The sequence below is a fragment of the Streptomyces populi genome, assembly GCF_002911015.1.
In the GTDB taxonomy this organism is placed as follows: domain Bacteria; phylum Actinomycetota; class Actinomycetes; order Streptomycetales; family Streptomycetaceae; genus Streptomyces; species Streptomyces populi.
The window spans coordinates 1-20,726 of sequence record NZ_KZ626980.1 but is presented as its reverse complement, the minus strand read 5'-3'; the positions used below and the strand labels follow the sequence as shown (position 1 = coordinate 20,726).

The window sequence follows — 20,726 nt, the reverse complement described above, 5'->3', positions numbered from 1 at the left end:
TGCCCCAGCCGCCGCGCCTGCGACAGCCGCTCCAGCACCAGGACGCCGGCGCCCTCGGCCCAGCCCGTTCCGTCGGCGGCCTCCGCGAACGCCTTGCACCGGCCGTCGGGGGCCAGGCCGCGCTGGCGGCTGAACTCGATCAGTGTTTTCGGTGTGCTCATGACGGTGACGCCGCCGGCCAGGGCCCTGTCGCACTCGCCGCGGCGCAGCGCCTGCACCGCCAGGTGCAGGGCCACCAGCGAGGAGGAGCAGGCCGTGTCCACGGTGACCGCCGGGCCCTCCAGGCCCAGGGTGTAGGAGATGCGGCCGGAGATGACGCTGCCGCTGGTGCCGACTCCCAGGAAGCCCTCGATGTCGGGGGTGGCGGCGTTCAGGCCGGCGGCGTAGTCGGGTGCCATCGAGCCGACGTAGACGCCGGTGTTCTCGCCCCGCAGCGACGACGGGTCGAGGCCGGCCGACTCCAGCGCCTCCCAGGAGGTCTCCAGCAGCAGCCGCTGCTGGGGGTCCATCGCCAGTGCCTCACGCGGTGAGATGCCGAAGAACTCCGCGTCGAAGTCGCCGGCCGTGTGCAGGAAGCCGCCGGCGTCGGTGTAGAAGCTTCCCGGGCGCTGTCCTTCGGGGTCGTAGCGGTGTTCCAGGTCCCAGCCGCGGTTCGTCGGCATCGGGCCGAGTGCCTCGGCGCCCCGGGCCACCAGGTCCCACAGGGCGTCCGGGGAGTCGGTGCCGCCCGGGAAGCGGCAGCTCATGCCGACGACGGCGATGGGCTCGAACAGGCCGGCGGGGTCCGGGGACGCGGCGGGGGGTGTGGAGGGCCGGGGCTCGGGCCCGGTGACCGGGCCCAGCAGTTCGGTCTCCAGCAGGGCCGCCACGGCGGCGGTGGTGGGGTGGTCGAAGAGCAGGGTGGCGGGCAGCCGCAGTCCGGTGGCGCCGTTGAGCCGGTTGCGCAGGTCCACCGACATCAGGGAGTCGAAGCCCATCTCCTTGAAGGCGCGGGCGGGTTCGACGCGTTCGGGTGCTCCGTGGCCCAGGGTGACGGCGGTGTGCAGCCGGGTCAGTTCGACCAGTTCCGCGTGCCGGTCCTCGGGTGCGAGCGCGGCCAGCCGGTCGCGCAGTGCCCCGGTCGCGCTGCGGGCGGGGGCCTGTGCGGCGCGGCGGGCCGGGGGGCGGACCAGGCCGCGCAGCACCGGTGGTACGCCGAGGTCGGCGGCGTTCGCGGCGATCGCCGCGAGGTCCAGTGAGAGGGGCACCGCCAGGGCGCGGTCCAGGGTGCACGCGGCGTCGAACAGGCGCAGTCCTTCCTCGGTGGCCAGGGGGACGATGCCGCCGCGGCGCATCCGGCTCAGGTCGGCGTCGCCCAGGTGGCCGCTCATGGTGCTGTTCTGGGCCCACAGGCCCCAGGCGAGGGAGAGGGCGGGCAGGCCCTGCTCGCGGCGGTGCTGGGCCAGTGCGTCGAGGAAGGCGTTCGCGGCGGCGTAGTTGGCCTGGCCCGCGTTGCCGAGGGTGGCGGCCGCCGAGGAGAAGAGGACGAAGGCGGACAGGTTCATGTCCCTGGTCAGTTCGTGCAGGTTCCATGCGGCGTCGGCCTTGGGCCGCAGCACGGTGGCGAGCTGGTCCTGGGTGAGCGAGGTGAGCAGGGCGTCGTCCACGACGCCCGCGGCGTGCACCACGGCGGTCAGCGGGTGTGCGGCATCGATCTGGCGCAGGGTCGCGGCCAGTGCGTCGCGGTCCGCGGCGTCGCAGGCGACGACGCGGACGTGGGCGCCGGTGCTCCGCAGGTCGGCGGCCAGGGCCTGGGCCGCGGCCGGATCCGGTCCGCTGCGGCTGGTCAGCAGCAGGTGGCGGGCGCCGTGCCGGTCGATCAGGTGGCGGGCGAGCAGTCCGCCCAGGGTTCCGGTGCCGCCGGTGATCAGCACGGTGCCCTGCGGGTCGAGTCCCGGGCCGCCCGGTGCGGTCTGTGCCCGGGTCAGCCGGTCCACGGTGAGCTGTCCCTGCTCGAGCCGGAAGTCGGTGAGGTCCTCGGCCAGGGCGGCGGGCAGGGCGGCGCGGGAGGCGGCGTGGTCGTCGCTCTCGGCGAGGGTGAAGCGGCCGGGGTGCTCGCTCTGCGCGCTGCGCACCAGGCCGCGTACCGCCGCGTGCGACAGGTCGTGCGAGCGGGTCAGGACGATCAGGCGGGAGGCGGCGGTGCGGTCGTCGGCGAGCCATGCCTGCAGCAGGCCGAGCACCTGTCCGGTCGCCGTGCGGGCCGCGGTGACCGGGTCCGTCGCGGCCGCCGGCACGTGGGCCACCACGAGTTCGGGCAGTTCGGTGCCGGTGGCGTCGATGAGGGCCGCGAGGCCGGGGTGGGTGTCCGCGCCGGTGAGTGCGTCCACCGGTTCGCCGAGCACCGCCCAGCGGGCGGGGTCGGGTGTGGTGGCGGGCAGCGGCGCGGTGTGCCTCTCGAGCTGGAACAGGGAGTCGAGGCGGGGGGCCAGCTGGGCCGCCTGGACCGGGCGCAGGGTCAGGGAGTCGGCGCTCAGGACAAGGTGGCCCGCGCCGTCCAGGGCGAGGACCGAGACGCTGTCGCCGACGGCCGGTGCCAGGCGCACGCGCAGGGTCGTGGCGCCCGTCGAGTGCAGGGTGACCCCGTTCCAGGAGAAGGGCAGCCTGAGGGTGTCCTCGCCGAGGAGCAGCGGGTGCAGGGCGGCGTCGCTGAGGGCCGGGTGGAGGCCGTACTGTGCCTCGCCGTCCGGGGTGTCGGCCGGCTGCGGCAGGGTGATGTCGGCGAAAAGTTCGTCGCCGCTGCGCCAGGCGCGGGTCAGTCCCCTAAATGCGGGGCCGTAGCCGTATCCGGCCTGTTCGAGGCGCTCGTAGAAGCCGGTCAGGTCGATGGGGCGGGCGTCGCCGGGCGGCCACTGCTGTGCCGCCGGGGCGGGGGCGGGTGCCGCCGTGGGGGTGAGGAGTCCGAAGGCGTGCCGCGTCCAGGGGGCCTCGCCCGTGCGGGAGTGGACGCTCACCTCGCGCCTGCCGTCCTGGCCCGCCGGCCCGACCGCGATCTGCATCTGTACGGTGCTGTCGTCGGGCAGGAGCAGGGGTTCGTGCAGGGTCAGCTCCTCGAGCCGGTCGCAGCCGACGGTGCGGCCCGCGCACAGGGCCAGTTCCACGAACGCGGTGCCGGGCAGCAGCGCGGTGTCCTGCACGGTGTGCTGGGCGAGCCAGCCGGTCGCGGTGAGCCGGCCGGTGAGCACGGTGCCGCCGTCGGCGGCGAGTTCGACGACCGTGCTCAGCAGCGGGTGGCCGGCGGCGGCGATGCCGAGGCGGGCGGGGTCGGTGCCGCTGTCGCGTTCGTCGAGCCAGTAGTGCTCCCGCTGGAAGGGGTAGGTCGGCAGGTCCAGGGGGGTGGTGGCGGCGGGCCACCGGACCGGGGCGCCGTGGGTGAAGGCCTGGGCCAGCGACTGCTGGAACCGGTCCGCTCCGCCGTGGTCGCGGCGCAGGGAGGCGACGGCGACGGCGGTGTGCCGTGTGTCGTCGGCGGTGTCCTGGACGGCCATCGCCAGCACGGGGTGGGGGCTGCACTCGATGAACATGCTGTGGCCGGCGTCCAGCAGGGCGCGTACGGCCGGCTCGAACCGGACGGTGCTGCGCAGGTTGCGGTACCAGTAGGCGGCGTCGAGTTCGGTGGTGGCGGCGTCCTCGCCGTCGACCGTCGAGTGGAACGGGATCCGGGCGGGGCCGGGCCGGACCGGCGCGAGGACCTGGAGCAGGTCCTCGCGCAGGGTCTCCATCTGTGCGGAGTGCGAGGCGTAGTCCACCGCGATGCGGCGGGCCGTGATGTCGTCGGCGGTGCAGGCGTCGAGGAGTTCCTGCAGGGCGTCGGCGGCGCCCGCGACCACCACGGAGGCGGGTCCGTTGACCGCCGCGACGGACAGGGCGCCGTCCCAGGGGGCGATCAGTTCGTGCACGCGGTCGGCCGGCAGGGGCACGGAGGCCATGCCGCCGTCGCCGGCGATGCGGGCGATCGCCTGGCTGCGCAGCGCGGCCACGCGTGCGGCGTCCTCCAGGGAGAGGATCCCGGCGACGCAGGCGGCGGCGATCTCGCCCTGCGAGTGTCCCACCACGGCCGCGGGCCGTACGCCGAAGGATTCCCACAGCCGGGCCAGGCAGACCATGACGGCGAACAGGGCGGGCTGGACCACGTCGACGCGCTCCAGTGAGGCGGCGCCCGGCTCGCCGCGTACCACCGCGTGCAGGTCCCAGTCCACGTGGGGGGCGAGGGCCTGCGCGCACTGTGCCATGTGCTGCGCGAACACGGGGGAGGTGTCGAGCAGGCCGGCGGCCATGCCCGCCCACTGGGAGCCCTGGCCGGGGAAGACGAACACCGGCCGCGGGTCGGCGGCGGCGATCGCCCGTTGGAGGGCCGGGTGTTCGTGGCCCTCGGCCAGGGCGCGCAGTGCGTCCAGGTCGCCGGCCGGGACGGCGGCGCGGTGTTCGAAGGCGGTCCGTGTTCCGGTCAGCGACAGGGCGACGGCGGCCGGGTCGAGTCCGCTCACGTGCGGCAGGAGCTGTGCGGCCTGGGCGCGCAGCGCGGCCTCGGTCCGCCCGGTCACCACCCAGGGCACCGGCTGCTCCCCCGCCCCGGCATCGGCGGCCCCGGAGGCCTCGGCGGTACCGGAGGCCTCGGCGGCCCCGGGGAGTTCGGGAGTCTCGGCGGCTTCGGGGGCCTCCGAGGGCTCGGGGGCTTCTTCGAGGATGACGTGGGCGTTGGTGCCGCTGATCCCGAACGAGGACACCGCCGCCCGCCGCGGCCGCTCGCCGCGCGGCCACGCGCGCTCCGTCGTCAGCAGTTCCACCGCGCCCGAGGACCAGTCCACCTTCGACGACGGCGCGTCCACGTGCAGGGTGCGCGGCAGCACCTGGTGCCGCAGCGCCTGGACCATCTTGATGATCCCGCCCACCCCGGCCGCGGCCTGCGCGTGCCCGATGTTCGACTTCAGCGACCCCAGCCACAGCGGGTCGCCGTCCTTGTGCTGCTGTCCGTAGGTGTCCAGCAAAGCCTGCGCCTCGATCGGGTCGCCCAGCGCGGTGCCGGTGCCGTGCGCCTCCACCGCGTCCACCTCGGCGCCCGAGACACCCGCGTCCGCCCAGGCCTGGCGGATCACCCGCTGCTGCGAGGGACCGTTCGGCGCCGTCAGACCGTTGGAGGCACCGTCCTGGTTGACCGCTGATCCGCGCACCACCGCCAGCACCCGGTGCCCCAGCCGCCGCGCCTCTGAGAGCCGCTCCAGCACCAGGACGCCGGCGCCCTCGGCCCAGCCGGTTCCGTCGGCGGCCTCCGCGAACGCCTTGCACCGGCCGTCGGCGGCCAGGCCGCGCTGGCGGCTGAACTCCAGGAACATGCCGGGGCTGGCCATCACCGTCGCCCCGCCGGCCAGCGCCCTGTCGCACTCGCCGCGGCGCAGCGCCTGCACCGCCAGGTGCAGGGCCACCAGCGAGGAGGAGCAGGCCGTGTCCACGGTGACGGCCGGGCCCTCCAGGCCCAGGGTGTAGGAGATGCGGCCGGAGGCGACGCTGGAGTGCTTGCCCGTGAGCAGGTGGCCCTCGAAGCCCGCGGGTGCGTGGTGCAGCGGGCCCGCGTAGTCCTGGGCGAAGGCGCCGACGAACACGCCGGTGGGGCTGGAGCGCAGGGTCTCGGGCAGGATCCCGGCGCCTTCCAGCGCCTCCCAGGAGGTCTCCAGCAGCAGCCGCTGCTGGGGGTCCATCGCCAGTGCCTCACGCGGTGAGATGCCGAAGAACTCCGCGTCGAAGTCGCCGGCCGTGTACAGGAATCCGCCGTGCCGGGTGTAGGTGGTGCCGCGGTGCTCGGGGTCCTGGTGGTACAGGCCCTCCAGGTCCCAGCCGCGGTCGGCGGGGAAGGCGCCGACCGCGTCGCGGCCCCGGGCCACCAGGTCCCACAGGGCGTCGGGGGTGTCGGCCCCGCCGGGGAACCGGCACGCCATGCCGACGATCGCGACCGGCTCGGGGTGCTCGAGGGCGTGCAGCCTCTCCCGGGTCTTGCGCAGATCGACGGTGACGCGCCGCAGGTACTCGACCAGTTGCTGCTCGTCGTTTGCCACGTGTGCCAACCCCTTGGAATGTGTGCGGACTCAGGCGAGTTCCTGGTCGATGAAACTGAGCAGCTCTTTGACCGAGGCCGTCTGCAGGTGCTCGGTGTCGTCGTCCTGGTGGCCGGGGCGGGCCATCCGCGCCGCCAGGGCCTTCAGGCGTGTCTCGATCTCGGACCGCAGCTCCGGTGTGTCGGGCGCCTCGGTCAGTGCCTTCTCCAGCCGCTCCAGCTGGGCCAGGGCCGCGGGCGGTGTCTGGGCGGGTGCCAGTTCGTCCTGCAGGAGCCGGGCGACGCGTGCCGGGGTGGGGTGGTCGAAGAGCAGGGCGGGGGCGAGCCGCAGGCCCGTCGCCGCGATCAGCCGGTTGCGCAGTTCGACGGAGGTGAGGGAGTCGTAGCCCAGGTCCTTGAAGGGCAGGTCCGCGTCGACGGTGGCCGCGCCGCCGCGTCCCAGGACCACGGCCGTGTGTTCGCGCACCAGGTCCAGTACGGCCCGCTCCCGTTCCGCCGGGGGCAGTTCGGCCAGTTGCCGGCGCAGGTCGGGGGCGGCGGCGGTGGTGGTCTGCTGCGGTGCGGTCAGGGGCACCAGGGAGCGCAGCACGGCGGGTGCGTTCTGTGCCTGGGCCCGGATCGCGGCCAGGTCCCAGCCGGTGGGCACCAGGGCCGGTTCGTCGTGTGCGAGTGCCGCGTCCAGCAGGGCGAGGCCGTCGGGGGTGCTCAGGGGGATGAGGCCCGAGCGTTTCATGCGGGCCCGGTCGGCCTGGCCCAGGGCCGATCCGCCCATGCCGTCCTCGTTCTGCCACCAGCCCCAGGCCAGTGACAGGGCGGGGAGTTTCTGCGATCGCCGCTGCTGGGCCAGGGCGTCCAGGTAGGCGTTCGCGGCGGCGTAGTTGGCCTGGCCGGGGCCGCCGAGGGTGCCCATCACCGAGGAGAACAGGACGAAGGCGCTCAGGTCCCGGTCCGCGGTGAGCTCGTGCAGGTTCTTCGCGGCCTGTGCCTTGGGGCGCAGCACCCGTTCCAGGCGCTGGGGGGTCAGGTCGGTGAGCACGCCGTCGTCCAGGACGCCCGCCGCGTGCACGACCGCGCTCAGCTGCACGCCGTCGAGGACCGCGGCCAGTGCGTCGCGGTCGGCCGCGTCGCAGGCCACGAGGTCCGCGTGGGCGCCCAGGGCGGCGAGTTCGGTGAGCAGTTCGGCGGCCTTGGGGGCCTGGGTGCCGCGCCGGCTGGTCAGCAGCAGCCGGCGTACGCCGTGTTCGGTGACCAGGTGGCGGGCGGTGGCCCGGCCCAGCGCCCCGGTGGCGCCGGTGATCAGTACGGTGCCGTGGTGGTCGGGGGTGCGGCCGCGGAAGGGGGGTGCGGGCATCGTGAGGACGACCTTGCCGGTGTGGCGGGCCTGGCTCATGTGCCGGAAGGCGTCCGCGGCGCGGCGTACGTCCCAGGTGGTCACCGGCAGCGGGGTGAGCGCGCCGCGGGTGAACAGTTCCATCAGTTCGGCGAACATCTCGGCGATGCGCTGCGGTGCCACCTCGAGCAGGTCGAAGGCCTGGTAGCGGATGCCGGGGTGGTGGGTGGCGACGGTGTCCGCGTCGCGGATGTCGGTCTTGCCCATCTCGATGAAGCGGCCGCCTTCGCGCAGCAGGCGCAGGGAGGCGTCCACGAACTCGCCGGCCAGTGAGTCGAGCACGACGTCGACTCCCGGGGCGAAGCGCTGCTCGAAGGCCAGGGTCCGTGAGGAGGACAGCTGGTCCTCGGTCAGCCCCAGGTGCTGCAGCGCGGCCCATTTGCCCTCGCTCGCGGTGGCGCGGACCTCGGCGCCCAGGTGGCGGGCGAGCTGGACGGCGGCCATTCCCACGCCGCCGGCGGCGGCGTGGATCAGCACCTTCTCCCCGGCGCGCAGGCCCGCCAGTTCGTGCAGGGCGTGGTAGGCGGTGAGGAACACCAGCGGTGTCGCGGCGGCCTGCGCGTCGCTCCAGGTGTCGGGGACGGGGGCCAGCATGCGGTGGTCGGCCACGGCGGTGGGGCCGAAGGCGCCGGTGAACATGCCCATCACCCGGTCGCCGGGGGCCAGGGCGGTGACCTGTGCGCCGACCTCGGTGACCGTGCCCGCGCCCTCCTGGCCCAGCAGTCCGGCCTCTCCCGGGTACATGCCCAGGGTGCTGAGCACGTCGCGGAAGTTGACTCCCGCGGCGCGGACGGCGATGCGTACCTGGTGCGGGGCGAGCGGTTGGGTCACCTCCGGGCAGGGCAGCAGGGCCAGTGCCTCCAGGGTGCCGCGCCGGGGTGCCGCAAGGCGCCAGGTGTCCGTCTGGGCGGGGGGGACCAGGCCGGCCGGGCGGGTCAGTCTGGGCACGTGCGCGGTGCCGCGGCGCAGGGCCAGCTGCGGCTCGCCGGCGGCGAGGGCGGCGGCGAGGGCGGCGGCGGACTGCGGGGTGTCGTCGGTGTCCACCAGGGCGAGGCGGCCGGGGTGTTCGGTCTGTGCGGAGCGCACCAGGCCCCATACGGCGGCCGCGTCGGGGTCGGGGCTCTCCTGGGGTGCGGTGGCCACGGCGCCGTGGGTCACCACGACCAGGCGGGCCTGGTCGTCGGGGGCCGCGGTGAGCCAGTCCTGCACCAGGGCCAGTGCCTGTTGTGCGTGTGCGGCGGTGCCCACGGCGACCTGGGCGGGGAAGGCCACCCGTTCGGTGCCCGCGGCCGCGAGTGCGGCGCGCAGCGGGCCGGCGAGGCCCGCACCGCCCCCGGCGCCCTGAGCACCCTGAGCGCCCTCGGTGTCCCGGGTGTCCTCGGTGTCCCGGGTGTCCCGGGGGTCCTGGGGGTCCTGGGCGGTGAACAGGGCTGCCCGGGGCAGCGGGTCCGCGGTCAGGGGGAGTTCGGGCCAGTCGATCCGGTGCAGCGCCTCGTGCCCGGTGCCGCGCAGCTGGCCCGCGGTCACCGGGCGCAGGACCAGTTCGTCGATCGTGGCGACGGTGCGTCCCTCGCCGAAGAGGGTGAGGCGGGCCGTGTGCGCTCCGGTGCGCCGCAGGTGGACCTGCACCGTGTCCGGGCACGGCGCGTGCTGGCTGACGCCGGTGAAGGAGAACGGCATCAGCGCGGTGCCGCTCTCGGCGGCCAGGTGCGCGACCCCCGCGTGCAGCGCGGCGTCGAGCAGGGCGGGATGCAGGCCGGCCGGCTGTGCGGGTGCCTCGCGGGGCAGGGTGACGTCGGCGAACACGTCGTCGCCGCTGTGCCAGGCGGCGCGGGTGCCGCGGAAGGCGGGGCCGTAGCCGTAGCCCAGGTTCTCCAGGCGCTCGTACAGCTCGTGCGCCGGTGTCGTCTCGGCGCCGGCCGGCGGCCACGGCCCCGGCCGGGCCCCGGGCGCGGGCGCGGGCGCGTTCTCGAGCCACCCCTCGGCGTGCCGGGTCCACGGCAGGTCGGCCCGTGCCCGCGAGCACAGGGTCAGCGGGCGGCGGCCGTCCTGTTCGCCGCCCACCACCAGCTGCACCGTGAGCGCCTGGGACCCGGGCAGTGCCAGGGGGGCGTACACGGTCAGTTCGCCCAGGCGGGCCAGGCCCAGGTGCTGTCCGGCGTGCAGGGCGAGGTCGACCATCGCGGCGCCGGGCAGGACCACCGAGCCGTGCACCGCGTGGTCCTTGAGCCAGGGCTGGGTGTGCCGGGACAGGCTCGCGGTGAACAGGACCTCCGGGGAGAGGGCGGATTCCACCGCCGCCCCCAGCAGGGGGTGGCGGGTCGCGGTGAGCCCGAGCCCGGCGGCGTCTGCCGCGGCCGGTGCCGGCGCCAGCCAGTAGCGCCGGCGCTGCAGCGCGGTCGTCGGCAGCGGGGTCGGCCGGGCCCCGGCGAACCGTGCCGCCCAGTCGACGGCGACGCCCCGGGTGTGGAGCCGGCCCAGGGCCGTGGCCAGTGTCGCGCTCTCCTGGCGGCCGGCGCGCAGGAGCGGGACGAACAGGGCGTCGCCCTCCTGGGCGAGGCAGGCGTCGCCCATCGCGGACAGCACGCCGTCCGGGCCCGCCTCCAGGAAGGTGCGCACGCCCTCGGCGTGCAGGCGGCGCACCGCGTCGTGGAAGCGGACCGGGGCGCGTACCTGGGTGACCCAGTAGTCGGCGTCCAGGCGGGTGCGCGGTTCGCCGGTGACGGTGGAGAGCAGCGGGATGCGGGCCGGGTCGTGGTGCAAGGTGGCGGCCAGGGCGCGGAAGTCCTCCAGCATGCCGTCCATGAGGGGTGAGTGGAAGGCGTGGCTGACCCGCAGCTGCTTGGTCCTGCACCCCTGGGCGCGCAGCTGGCCGGCGACGGCGGCCACCGCCTCGCGGGTGCCGGAGATGACCGTGGCCGCGGGGCCGTTGAGTCCGGCGATCGCGATGTCCTTCTCGCGGCCGGCCAGCAGGGGCGCGACCTGCGCCTCGTTTGCCTCCACCGCCACCATCGCGCCGCCGGCGGGCAGGGCCTGCATGAGCCTGCCCCGGGCCGCGGTGAGCGCGCACGCGTCGGCGAGCGAGAGCACGCCGGCCGCGTGCGCGGCGGCGATCTCGCCGACCGAGTGCCCGGCGACGAAGGCGGGGTGCACCCCCCACTGCTCGAGCAGCCGGTACAGGGCGGTCTCGACGGCGAACAGCGCGCTTTGGGTGTAGGCGGTGGAATCCAGCAGCGGCCGGCCGTCGCGGTCCTTGTCGCCGTCGAAGACGACGGCGCGCATGGGCCGCTCCAGGTGTTCGTCCAGGTGGGCCCAGACCTCTTCCAGAGCGTGGGCGAACTGCGGGTGGGTGCGGGCCAGTTCGTGTCCCATCTGCGGGCGCTGGGCGCCCTGGCCGGTGAACAGCACGGCGAGCGGTCCCGCCGTGCCGCGCACCACGCCCTGGGTGAGGCCGGGCCCGGGGGCGCCGGTGGCCAGGGCCTCGAGCTGCCGCAGGAGCTGCGGCTCGAGCCGGTCGCCGGCCCGGTGGACCAGGACGGCCCGGTGGTCGTGCTGGGTGCGGGTGAGGGCGAGGGAGAGCGCCACGTCGGCGGGGTGCGTGTCGGGCCGGCCGGTGAGGAGTTCGTGCAGCCGTGCGGCCTGGGCGGCCACGGCCTGGGGGGACTTGCCCGACAGCAGCCAGGGCAGCGGCCCGGCCGGGCGGGGGGTGTTTGGCCGGGGGGCCGGCGGGGCGGCGGGGGCCTGTTCCACGATCAGGTGCGCGTTGGTGCCGCTGATGCCGAAGGAGGACACCGCCGCCCGGCGCGGCCGGCCGGTCGCCGGCCAGGGGGTCGCTTCGCTCAGCAGCGTCATGGTGCCCGAGGACCAGTCGACGTGGGGGGTCGGCTCGTCGGCGTGCAGGGTGCGCGGCAGGACGCCGTGCTGCATGGCCAGCACCATCTTGATGACGCCGCCGACGCCGGCCGCGGCCTGGCTGTGGCCGATGTTCGACTTCAGCGAGCCCAGCAGCAGGGGCCGCTCGGGGGTGTGGCCGCGGCCGTAGGTGGCCAGCAGGGCGGCCGCCTCGATGGGGTCGCCCAGGGCGGTGCCGGTGCCGTGCGCCTCGACGGCGTCCACCTCGCCGGCGTCCAGGCGGGCGGCGGTCAGGGCCTGGCGGATCACGCGTTCCTGGGAGGGGCCGTTGGGTGCGCTCAGGCCGTTGCTGGCGCCGTCCTGGTTGACGGCGCTGGAGCGGATCACGGCGAGGACGGGGTGGTCCAGGCGCACCGCGTCGGAGAGCCGCTCCAGCAGCAGCATGCCGACGCCCTCGGCCCAGGCGGTGCCGTCGGCCGCGGAGGAGAACGCCTTGCAGCGGCCGTCGGGGGCCAGGCCGCGCTGGCGGCTGAACTCGACGAACATGCCCGGGTTGGACATGATGGTCGCCCCGCCGGCCAGGGCCATCGTGCACTCGCCCTGCCGCAGGGCCTGCGCCGCCAGGTGCAGGGCCACCAGGGAGGAGGAGCAGGCGGTGTCGACGGTGACGGCGGCGCCGCGCAGGCCCAGCGTGTAGGCCACGCGGCCGGAGGCGACGCTGGGGGTGGTGCCGGTCAGCAGGTAGCCGTCGGCGCCCTCGACCGGTTCGTGCAGGCGTGGCCCGTAGTCCTGCGCCATGGCGCCGACGAACACCGCGGTGCGGCTGTCGCGCAGCGAGGCGGGGTCGAGGCCGGCCCGCTCGACGGCCTCCCAGGAGGTCTCCAGGAGCAGCCGCTGCTGCGGGTCCATGGCCAGCGCCTCGCGCGGTGAGATGCCGAAGAAGTCGGCGTCGAAGCGGTCGGGGTGGTCCAGGAACCCGCCCCTGGTGAGGTAGGTGCGTCCGGGCCGGTCCGGGTCGGGGTCGTAGAGGCCGTCGAGGTTCCAGCCGCGGTCGGCGGGGAAGTCGCCGATCGCGTCGCCGCCCTGGGCGAGCAGGCGCCACAGGTCCTCGGGCGAGTGGACCCCTCCCGGGTAGCGGCAGCTCATCGCGACGATCGCGATCGGGTCGTCGTCCTGCCCACGGTGCGGCCCGGCGGGTTCGGCGGCGGGGTGCTGCTCGCGGGCCGGGCGCAGGTGGGCGATCAGCGCCCGGGGCGAGGGGTGGTCGTAGACGAGCGAGGCGGGCAGGTCCAGGCCGGTGGCGGCGCACAGCGCGGTGCGGAACTCCAGCGCGGTGTGCGAGTCGAATCCCAGGTCCTTGAAGGCCAGGTCGAGGTCGACCGCGTCCGCGCGGGAGTGGCCCAGCGCGAGGGCCACCTGGGTGGCGACCAGCTCGCGCAGCAGCAGGTCCTGTTCGGTCCCGCTCAGTGCGGCCAGCCGGGCGGGCAGCGCGCCGGCGCCCGGGGCGTCCGGAGTGCCGGCGTCCGCGGTGCCCGCGGTGCCCGGAGTGCCGGCGTCCGCGGTGTCCGGGGTGTCCGGGGTGCGGGTCGTGTCCGAGGGCGCGCCGGTCCGCGGGGCGGGGGTCTGCGCGGCCGGCGCGCCGGTGGGCCCGTCCCCCGCCGGGGCGGGGGACGGGCCGGCCTGGGGCAGGGAATCCAGCCAGTGGCGCTCGCGCTGGAAGGCGTAGGTCGGCAGCGGTGTGCGGCGCGGCCGGCGGGCGGCGAACGCGGGGCCGAAGTCGACGTCGGCGCCGTGCACGTGCAGCTGGGCCAGGGCGGTGAGGAACGTGCGGGCCTCGGGCCGGCCGGCGCGCAGCACGGGCGCCAGGACGGGCGGCCGGTCCGGGGCGCCGGCGGCGAGGCTCTCGCGGACCATCGGGATCAGCACGGCCTCGGGCCCCAGCTCCAGCCAGCGGGTGACGCCCTGCCCCGCCAGGGTGCGCACCCCGTCGGCGAACCGGACGGCGCCGCGCACGTGGCGCGCCCAGTACCGGGGGGAGCACAGCTGCTCGCCGGCGATCTCGCCGGTGAGGTTGGAGACGACCGGGATCCGGGGCGCGCGGTAGGCCAGGCCCCGGGCGAGGTCCTCGAACTCCTCGAGCACGCCGTCCATGTGGGCGGAGTGGAAGGCGTGGCTGGTGCGCAGTTCCTTGGTCCTGCGGCCGCGGCCGCGCCAGTGGCGGGCCAGGGCGTCGACGGCGTCGCGGTCGCCGGAGACGACGACGGACGAGGGGCCGTTGACGGCCGCGACACCGGCCTTGTCCGCGTACGGCTCGAGGGACGCGGCGACTTCCTCCTCGCCGGCCTCCAGGGCGGTCATGGCGCCGCCGGCGGGGGCGGCCTGCATGAGGCGCCCGCGGGCCGCCACGAGCGAGCAGGCGCCGGCCAGGTCCAGGACACCCGCGGCGTGCGCGGCGGCGATCTCGCCGACCGAGTGGCCGATCAGCACGTCGGGCACGACGCCGAACCCGTGGGCCGTCAGCCGGTACAGGGCGCTCTCCAGGGCGAACAGGGCCGGCTGGGTGTAGCGGGTCTGGTCCAGGGCCGCGGCCTGCACGGTGCCGGGGTCGGCGAACAGGACGTCGCGCAGGGGCAGGTCCAGGTGCGGGGCGAAGTGCTCGCACACCTCGTCGAGGGCGTCGGCGAACGCCGGGTGGGCCGCGTACAGTTCGCGGCCCGCCGCGGGGCGCTGGCTGCCCTGTCCGCTGAAGAGGAACGCGGTCCGGCCCGCGGGGGCGGCCCGGCCCGTGACCGTGTGGGCCATGGCCCGGTCCTCGGCCAGGGCGCGCAGTGCCTCGTCGAAGTCCGCGGTGTCCTGGGCCACGAGCACGGCCCGGTGCTCGAACAGGGACCGGCCGGTGAGCAGCGAGAACCCCACGTCCGCGGGGCGCAGGTCCGCCCGGTCGGTGATGAGGGAGCGCAGCCGCCGTGCCTGGCCGCGCAGTGCCGCCCGGCTGCGGGCGGACACCAGCCAGGGCACCGGGCCGTCCGGCGCCGCGGCAACGCCGCCGGACACGCCGTCGGAGGGGCCGCCGGAGGCGGTGGCGGACACGCCGTCGGACACGCCGTCGGACGGGCCGCCGGATGCGGCATCGGACACGCCGTCGGACACGCCGTCGGACACGCCGTCGGAGGGGCCGCCGGAGGCGGCATCGGAGGCGGTGGCGGAGGGGCCGTCGGATGCGGTGGCGGTGGGGCGGCCCGGTGCGGTACGGGACGTGGCGGGGGTGTCGGGCAGGTCGGCCAGGACCAGGTGACAGTTGGTGCCGCCCATGCCGAAGGAGCTGACGCCCGCCAGCAGCGGCCGGTCGGGGCGGGGCCAGGGGCCGAGCCGGTCGTGGACGCGCAGGTTCAGTTCGCCGAAGGGGATCTTCGGGTTGGGGTCACGGAAGTTGAGGCTGGGCGGGAGGCTGCGGTGGCGGATGCTCAGCGCGGTCTTGAGGAGCCCGACGATGCCCGCCGCGCCCTCCAGATGTCCCACGTTGGTCTTCGCCGAGCCCACCAGCAGCGGGGTGTCGCCGGTGCGTGCGGCGCCCAGCACCCGGCCCAGCGCGGCCGCCTCGATGGGGTCGCCGACCGGGGTGGCGGTGCCGTGCAGTTCCACGTACTGCACGTCGCCGGGGTCGGCCCCGGCCCGTTCGTAGGCCGTGCGCAGCATCTGTGCCTGGGTGTTTTGGCCGGGCACGGTCAGGCCGTCGGTGGCGCCGTCGTTGTTGACCGCGCCGCCCAGGATGAGGCAGTAGACCGGGTCGTCGTCGGCGAGCGCGGCCTCGAGCGGTTTGAGGACGACCACGGCGCCGCCCTCGCCCCGGACGTAGCCGTTGGCCCGTGCGTCGAAGGTGAAGCAGCGGCCGTCGGGCGACAGGGCCCCGAAGCGGGCCATGCCCACGGCGCTGTCGGGTACCAGGTTGAGGTTGACGCCGCCGGCGAGCGCGATCTGGGACTCGCCGCTGCGCAGGCTCTCGCAGGCCAGCTGGACCGCGACCAGGGAGGACGACTGGGCGGTGTCGACGCTCATGCTGGGGCCGTTGAGTCCCAGGGTGTAGGAGACGCGGTTGGCGATGATGCCGCGGTTGAGGCCGGTGACGGTGTGCGGGCCGGTGCCCGCCGTGCCCCGGCGGTGCTGCAGGGCGGCGTAGTCGTCCCAGATCGCGCCGATGAACACACCGGTGCGGCTGCCGTTCAGGGTGCCCGGCACGATGCCGCCGTCCTCCAGTGCCTCCCAGGCCAGTTCGAGCACGAGGCGCTGCTGCGGGTCCATCGCCGCGGCCTCCTTCGGCGCGATCCCGAAGAAGCCCGCGTCGAAGGTGTCGACGCGCTCCAGGAAGGCGCCGAAGCGGGCGTTCGCCGCGGCCGGCTGCTGCGCGAGGACGCGGGCGTGCTCCCACCGGTGGGCGGGCACCTCGCTCACGGCGTCGGTGCCGCTGCGCAGCAGGTCCCAGAAGCCGGCCGGCCCGGGCGCCTTGGGCAGCCGGCAGGACAGTCCGACGACCGCCACGGCGCCGCCGGTGCGAAGGGGCCGGGGTGCGGCGGCCAGGTCTCGTGTACTGGGCATGGCGGTCTGTGTCTCCCGGGCTAGGGGCGGAGCAGGTCGGAAACAGTGGCCGCGATCTTCTGGTCGGCCAGCATGGTGGCGTGCTCGACGTCGAAGGTGAGCTCGCGGCCCACGGAGATCCGGTCGGCGCCCACGCCGGCGGCCCGGATGCCGTTGAGGCCGCTGGCGGGGCTGGAGGAGCTGATGGCGGTGGCGGAGCGCCACCGCTCGAAGGGGTCCAGGTCGCCCGCGGCGGCGAGGTAGCCCATGAAGGAGCCGAAGGCCTCGAAGAGTTCCTCGCGCCGGGTGCGGTCGAGCCCGGCGCGGGTGAAGGCGGGCTCGCCGACCTCGCGCACCAGGCGGGTCAGGCCCTGCTTGAGCGGGCCGACCTGCGGGCTCGTGTCGTAGCAGCGGCGTCCGGCCTCGCGGGCGGCCTCGATGTCGTGGGCGGGCAGCACGGACGACATGAACCCGACGATCTTGTGGAACTGCCACAGCAGGGTCTGGGCGACGGTGATCTCGGGGTCGAACAGGAGCAGCAGCGGGTCGCTGCCCTGCAGTTCGGCGACGCGTTCGGCGAGCGTGGCGGCGAACACCGATCCGGCGCAGTACCCCATCACCGCGTGCACGCGGGGGCGTTCTTGTTCCACCGCGCGTGCCCAGTGGTCTATGTACTGCTTTCCCGACCATTCGGCGGCCGCCTCGGCGGCGGGGGGTATGGATTCCCAGACGGCCAGGTCGGTCGTGAGGTTGGCGACCAGGTCGGAAAAACGTGCTTCCGGCCTGCCCGTCGTGTCGAAATCGACGGCGAGCACGACCGCGTCCGAACCGCCGCCGTCCGCCAGGATTTTCCATTCGCCGGATTCACCCATCGAAAAACTCCTCGGTCGGGATAAGGAAAATTTTCTGTCCCCGGCTCGGGAGCGTAGAGGGCGCCGTCGCACGGGTGCGAGGCTTCCGATCCCCTATCGACCCCCTATTGTTCGCGGCCCGGGCGGCAAGGGGGCGCGGCCGGCGGGTTTAGGGGTGTGGAAGAGCGCGGGGTCCTCCTACGCTCGGGCGCAGTCGTTTCTGCCGCCGCCGCAGCCCGTATCTGGAGGATTCCGTGAACCGTACGGCGAATACTGCGCCGCATTCGGCCTCGTGGCCAGAGCGCGAGCTCGCCCTGGCCGGCCGGAAGGAAGAAGCTCTCTGGCTTCTCGAACGGCTGGCTCCCGGAAGTGCGCCCAACAATCTTCCGCTCGCCTTCCAGGTGGACGGCAGGATCAGCATTTCCGCGCTGCAAGAGGCGTTGGGGGTGCTGCTGCGCCGTCACGAGGTGCTGCGCACGGTCTTTTTCGCCGCCGGCGCGGATCTGACGAAGACCGTGCTGGGGCCCGGGGACTTCCGGGTGGGCATCGAGGAGGTCGAGGACTTCGCCGCCGGTGCGGACCGGCTGGAGGACGCGCTGACCCCGCTGGTCGCCCGGCCGTTCACGTTCGACGGGCGTCCCCTGGTGCGGGCCGTGCTGCTGCGCCGTCCGGAGGGGGACGTGGTGTGTTTCGTCTTCCACCACCTCGTCTACGACACGGTCTCGGGCACCGTCTTCCTGGAGGAGCTCACCCGCGCCTACGAGAGCGCGGCGGCGGGGCGGGAGACGGACCGGGACCTGCTGGTGCCGGTTCCCGTCCTGCACGAGGAGGCGCCGGGCCAGGAGAGCGTGGAGTTCTGGCGCGCCCGGATGGCCGGCTTCGACCCGCAGACACTCGAACTGGGCATCGGCACCCCCCAGACGGCGCAGCCGGAGCTGGCCGGCGCGCAGGTCACCCACACGCTGTCGCCGCGGGCGGCGGCCGTGGTGCGGCGGCTGCAGAAGGAGCTGCGGGCCCCCGAGGCGGTCGTGCTGCTGGCCGCCTACTTCCTGCTGCTGTCCGCCCACGGCGCGGGCCCCGACCTGACGGTGGGATCCCCGGTCAACGTCCGGCCCCCCGAGGCGCAGCGGGCCATCGGCTACCACGTCAACGTCCTGCCGCTGCGGCTGCGGGTGGAGCCGCAGGAGAGTTTCGGTTCGCTGGTGCGCACCGCCCGGGACACGTTCTTCGACGCGCTCGTGCACTCCCAGGTGCCGGTGGACAGCATCTCGGGCCTGGTGCCGCGCGCGGACGCCTCCTGGCGGGGCACCCTGTTTCGGCATCTGTTCAACTACGTGCCGAACTTCGGGATGCCCGACTTCGACCTCGCGGGCCTGCGGGCCCGGCCGCTGGTGGCGCGCAACGGCTTCAGCAAGTTCGACCTCGAGTTCTTCGTGATGTCCTTCGAGGGCGGACTGCGTCTGATCGCCGTGCACGACCCCGCCGTGCTGTGCGCCGAGGACGTGAGCGCGCTGCTGCACCGCTACGAGGCCCTGCTGCTGTCGTTCGCCGACGGCGAGAGGGCCACGCAGGTGCCGGTCGGGGAGCTGAAGGTGTGGGACGGGCGCGACCACGACGTCATCGGGGCGGCCAACGCCACCGGCGGCCCGCTGGAGGCGGCGAGCGTGCTGGAGGCGGTGCACCGGCACGTGAGGTCGGCGCCGCAGCGGGTGGCGGTGCAGCACGGGCCGCGCGCCGTGACCTACCGCCAGCTGTGGGAGGCGGCCGAGGCCACCTGCGCGCGCCTGGAGCGGGCGGGCGTCTCGGCGGGGGACGTGGTGGCGGTGGCCGCCCGGCGCAGCCCCGAAGTGGTGGCCGCGGTCCTGGGCATCTGGCTGGCGGGCTGCGCCTACCTGCCGCTGGACCCGGAGCATCCGGCCGAGCGCCTGTCCTACCTGCTGTCCGACTCCGGGGCCGCGGTGCTGCTGGGCGACGCCGCCTTCAGCGCACCGGCCGGCACCGGCGCGGCGGTGCTGGCGCTGGCCCCGGTGGACGGGCCCGTGCCCCAGGCACCGGCCGGCGCCCTGCGGCGCCGGCCCGCACCGCAGGACGCGGCCTACCTGATCTACACCTCCGGCTCGACGGGACGCTCCAAGGGCGCGCTGATCGGCCACCGCGCCCTGGCCAACGTCGCGGCCCACTTCACCGGGCAGCTGGAGGCGGGCGCCGACGACGCGACCTTGTGGATGACCACCTTCGCCTTCGACATGGCGGGCATCGAACTGCACGTCCCGCTGTACTCGGGCGGCCGTATCGTGATCGCGCCCGACGAGGCCCGCACCCGGGGCGCGGTGCTGCGCGAGCTCATCGACCGCTACGAGCCCTCCATCCTGGAGGCCACGCCCACCACCTGGCGTCTGGTCCTGGACCAGGTCGCCGACCGGCTCGCGGGCCGCCGTGTCATCTGCGGCGGCGAGCCCGTGCCCGTCACGCTGGCCCGCAGCCTGATGGACAGCGGCTGCCAGGTCCACCACGCCTACGGCCCCACCGAGACCACCATCTGGTCGACGTCCCGGGTGCTGGCCGGCGACCTCGGCGAACGCCTGGACGTGGGCCGCCCGATCCGCAACACCCAGGTGATGGTCCTCGATCCGGCGGGCCGTGAACTGCCCGTGGGCGTGCGGGGCGAGGTGTGCATCGCCGGGAGCGGGGTGGGCCTGGGCTATCACCGGCGGCCCGAGCTGAGCGCCGAGCGTTTCCGGGTGCACCCCGTGCACGGCCGCTACTACCGCACCGGGGACCTGGGCCAGTGGCGCAAGGACGGCCGCCTGGAGCTGCTGGGCCGGGCCGACCGGCAGGTCAAGCTGCGCGGCAACCGGATCGAGCTCGGCGAGATCGAGGCGGTCCTGCTGGAACACCCGCGGGTGCGGGCCGCCGCCGCGCTCGTGGTCGGCGACCTCAGCGCGGACGCCCGGCTGGTGGCGTTCGTCGAGACCGGCGGCGCACCGGCGGACCTCACCGGCGAGCTGTGGGAACACGCGCGGGCCCGGCTGCCGCGCTCGGCGATCCCCCAGGACTTCCGCGTCATCGACGCGCTGCCCGCCAACGCCAACCAGAAGGTCGACTACCTCGCCCTGGCCCGCCTGGCCGGCGAACACACCCCCGCCGGCACCGGCACCGGCGCGGGCACCGGCGCGGGGGCGGGGGCGGGTGAGCAGGACGCGACGGTCCACGAACTGATCACCCTGTGGCGCCGGCTGCTGGAACGCGAGGACGTGACGGCCACGACGAACTTCTTCACCCACGGCGGCCACTCCCTGCTGGGCGCGCAACTGCTGCAGCGCATCGAGGAGTCACTGCAGGTCACGGTGAAACTGGCGGACCTGTTCTCCGCCCCGACCCCGGCCGGCCTGGCCGAACACATCCGCGGCCTGCGCGGCCCCACCCCCTGACACCGCCCCCGGCACCCCGCCGACGCCCACCGCGCCGACGGCCACCGGGCCACCGGGCCACCGGGCCACCGGGCCAGGGGGCCAGGGAAACCGGGCCACCGGGCCAGGGAAACCGGGCCAGGGGGCCAGGGAAACCGGGCCAGGGGGCCAGGGGAACCGCGGATCCAGGAGGAGCCCGGCGCCGCCGGGCGGCCGGCCGTCCGCGGCGGCACCGGCACCACGACCGCACCCCGCCCCCGGTCACCGGCACCACCGCGGGCACCGGCACCACAGAGGAACCCCGCACCCGCCCCGGCACGGGCACCGGCGCGGGCACGGGGGCGGGCCCCGGGCCGGGGCGTGGGCGGGCACCGCAGAGGAACCCCGCCGCGGCCCCGCCCCCCGGCACCGCCACCGACACCGCCCACCACCACCGCAGATGAACCCCCCTCACCACCGCAGAAGAACCCCGTCACGGCCCCGCCCCCGACACCGGCACCGGCACCGGCACGGGTGCGGGTGCGGGTGCGGGCACCGACAACGCAGAGGAACCCCGTCATGGA

General features: G+C 75.3%; 4 protein-coding genes. 1 reads left to right on the top strand and 3 read right to left on the bottom strand.

Translation table 11 applies throughout. The features are described 5' to 3' along the window. The 3 genes from CW362_RS38205 to CW362_RS38170 form a co-directional block, all read right to left on the bottom strand. A partial coding sequence (locus tag CW362_RS38205) for a type I polyketide synthase (RefSeq protein ID WP_162684367.1) occupies positions 1-6,089 on the bottom strand: 6,089 nt, incomplete at its 3' end. 30 nt (positions 6,090-6,119) lie between these two features. After that, positions 6,120-15,923, bottom strand: coding sequence for a type I polyketide synthase (locus CW362_RS44220; RefSeq protein ID WP_206301198.1), 9,804 nt, complete (start codon positions 15,921-15,923; stop codon positions 6,120-6,122). 20 nt (positions 15,924-15,943) lie between these two features. Further along, positions 15,944-16,774 carry a hypothetical protein gene (locus CW362_RS38170; protein ID WP_103554186.1) on the bottom strand — a complete coding sequence of 277 codons (831 nt, stop codon included), beginning with the start codon at positions 16,772-16,774 and terminating at the stop codon, positions 15,944-15,946. 233 nt (positions 16,775-17,007) lie between these two features. Between CW362_RS38170 and CW362_RS38165 the strand changes: the two genes are divergently transcribed. After that, positions 17,008-20,184, top strand: a complete 3,177-nt coding sequence (locus CW362_RS38165) for a non-ribosomal peptide synthetase (RefSeq protein WP_103554185.1) — start codon at positions 17,008-17,010, stop codon at positions 20,182-20,184. Positions 20,185-20,726: the final 542 nt, after the last annotated feature.

Bases quoted from the DNA above. Each gene is read 5' to 3' on its own strand.
- CW362_RS44220 (WP_206301198.1), bottom strand. From the start codon at position 15,923: ATGCCCAGTACACGAGACCTGGCCGCCGCACCCCGGCCCCTTCGCACC.
- CW362_RS38170 (WP_103554186.1), bottom strand. From the start codon at position 16,774: ATGGGTGAATCCGGCGAATGGAAAATCCTGGCGGACGGCGGCGGTTCG.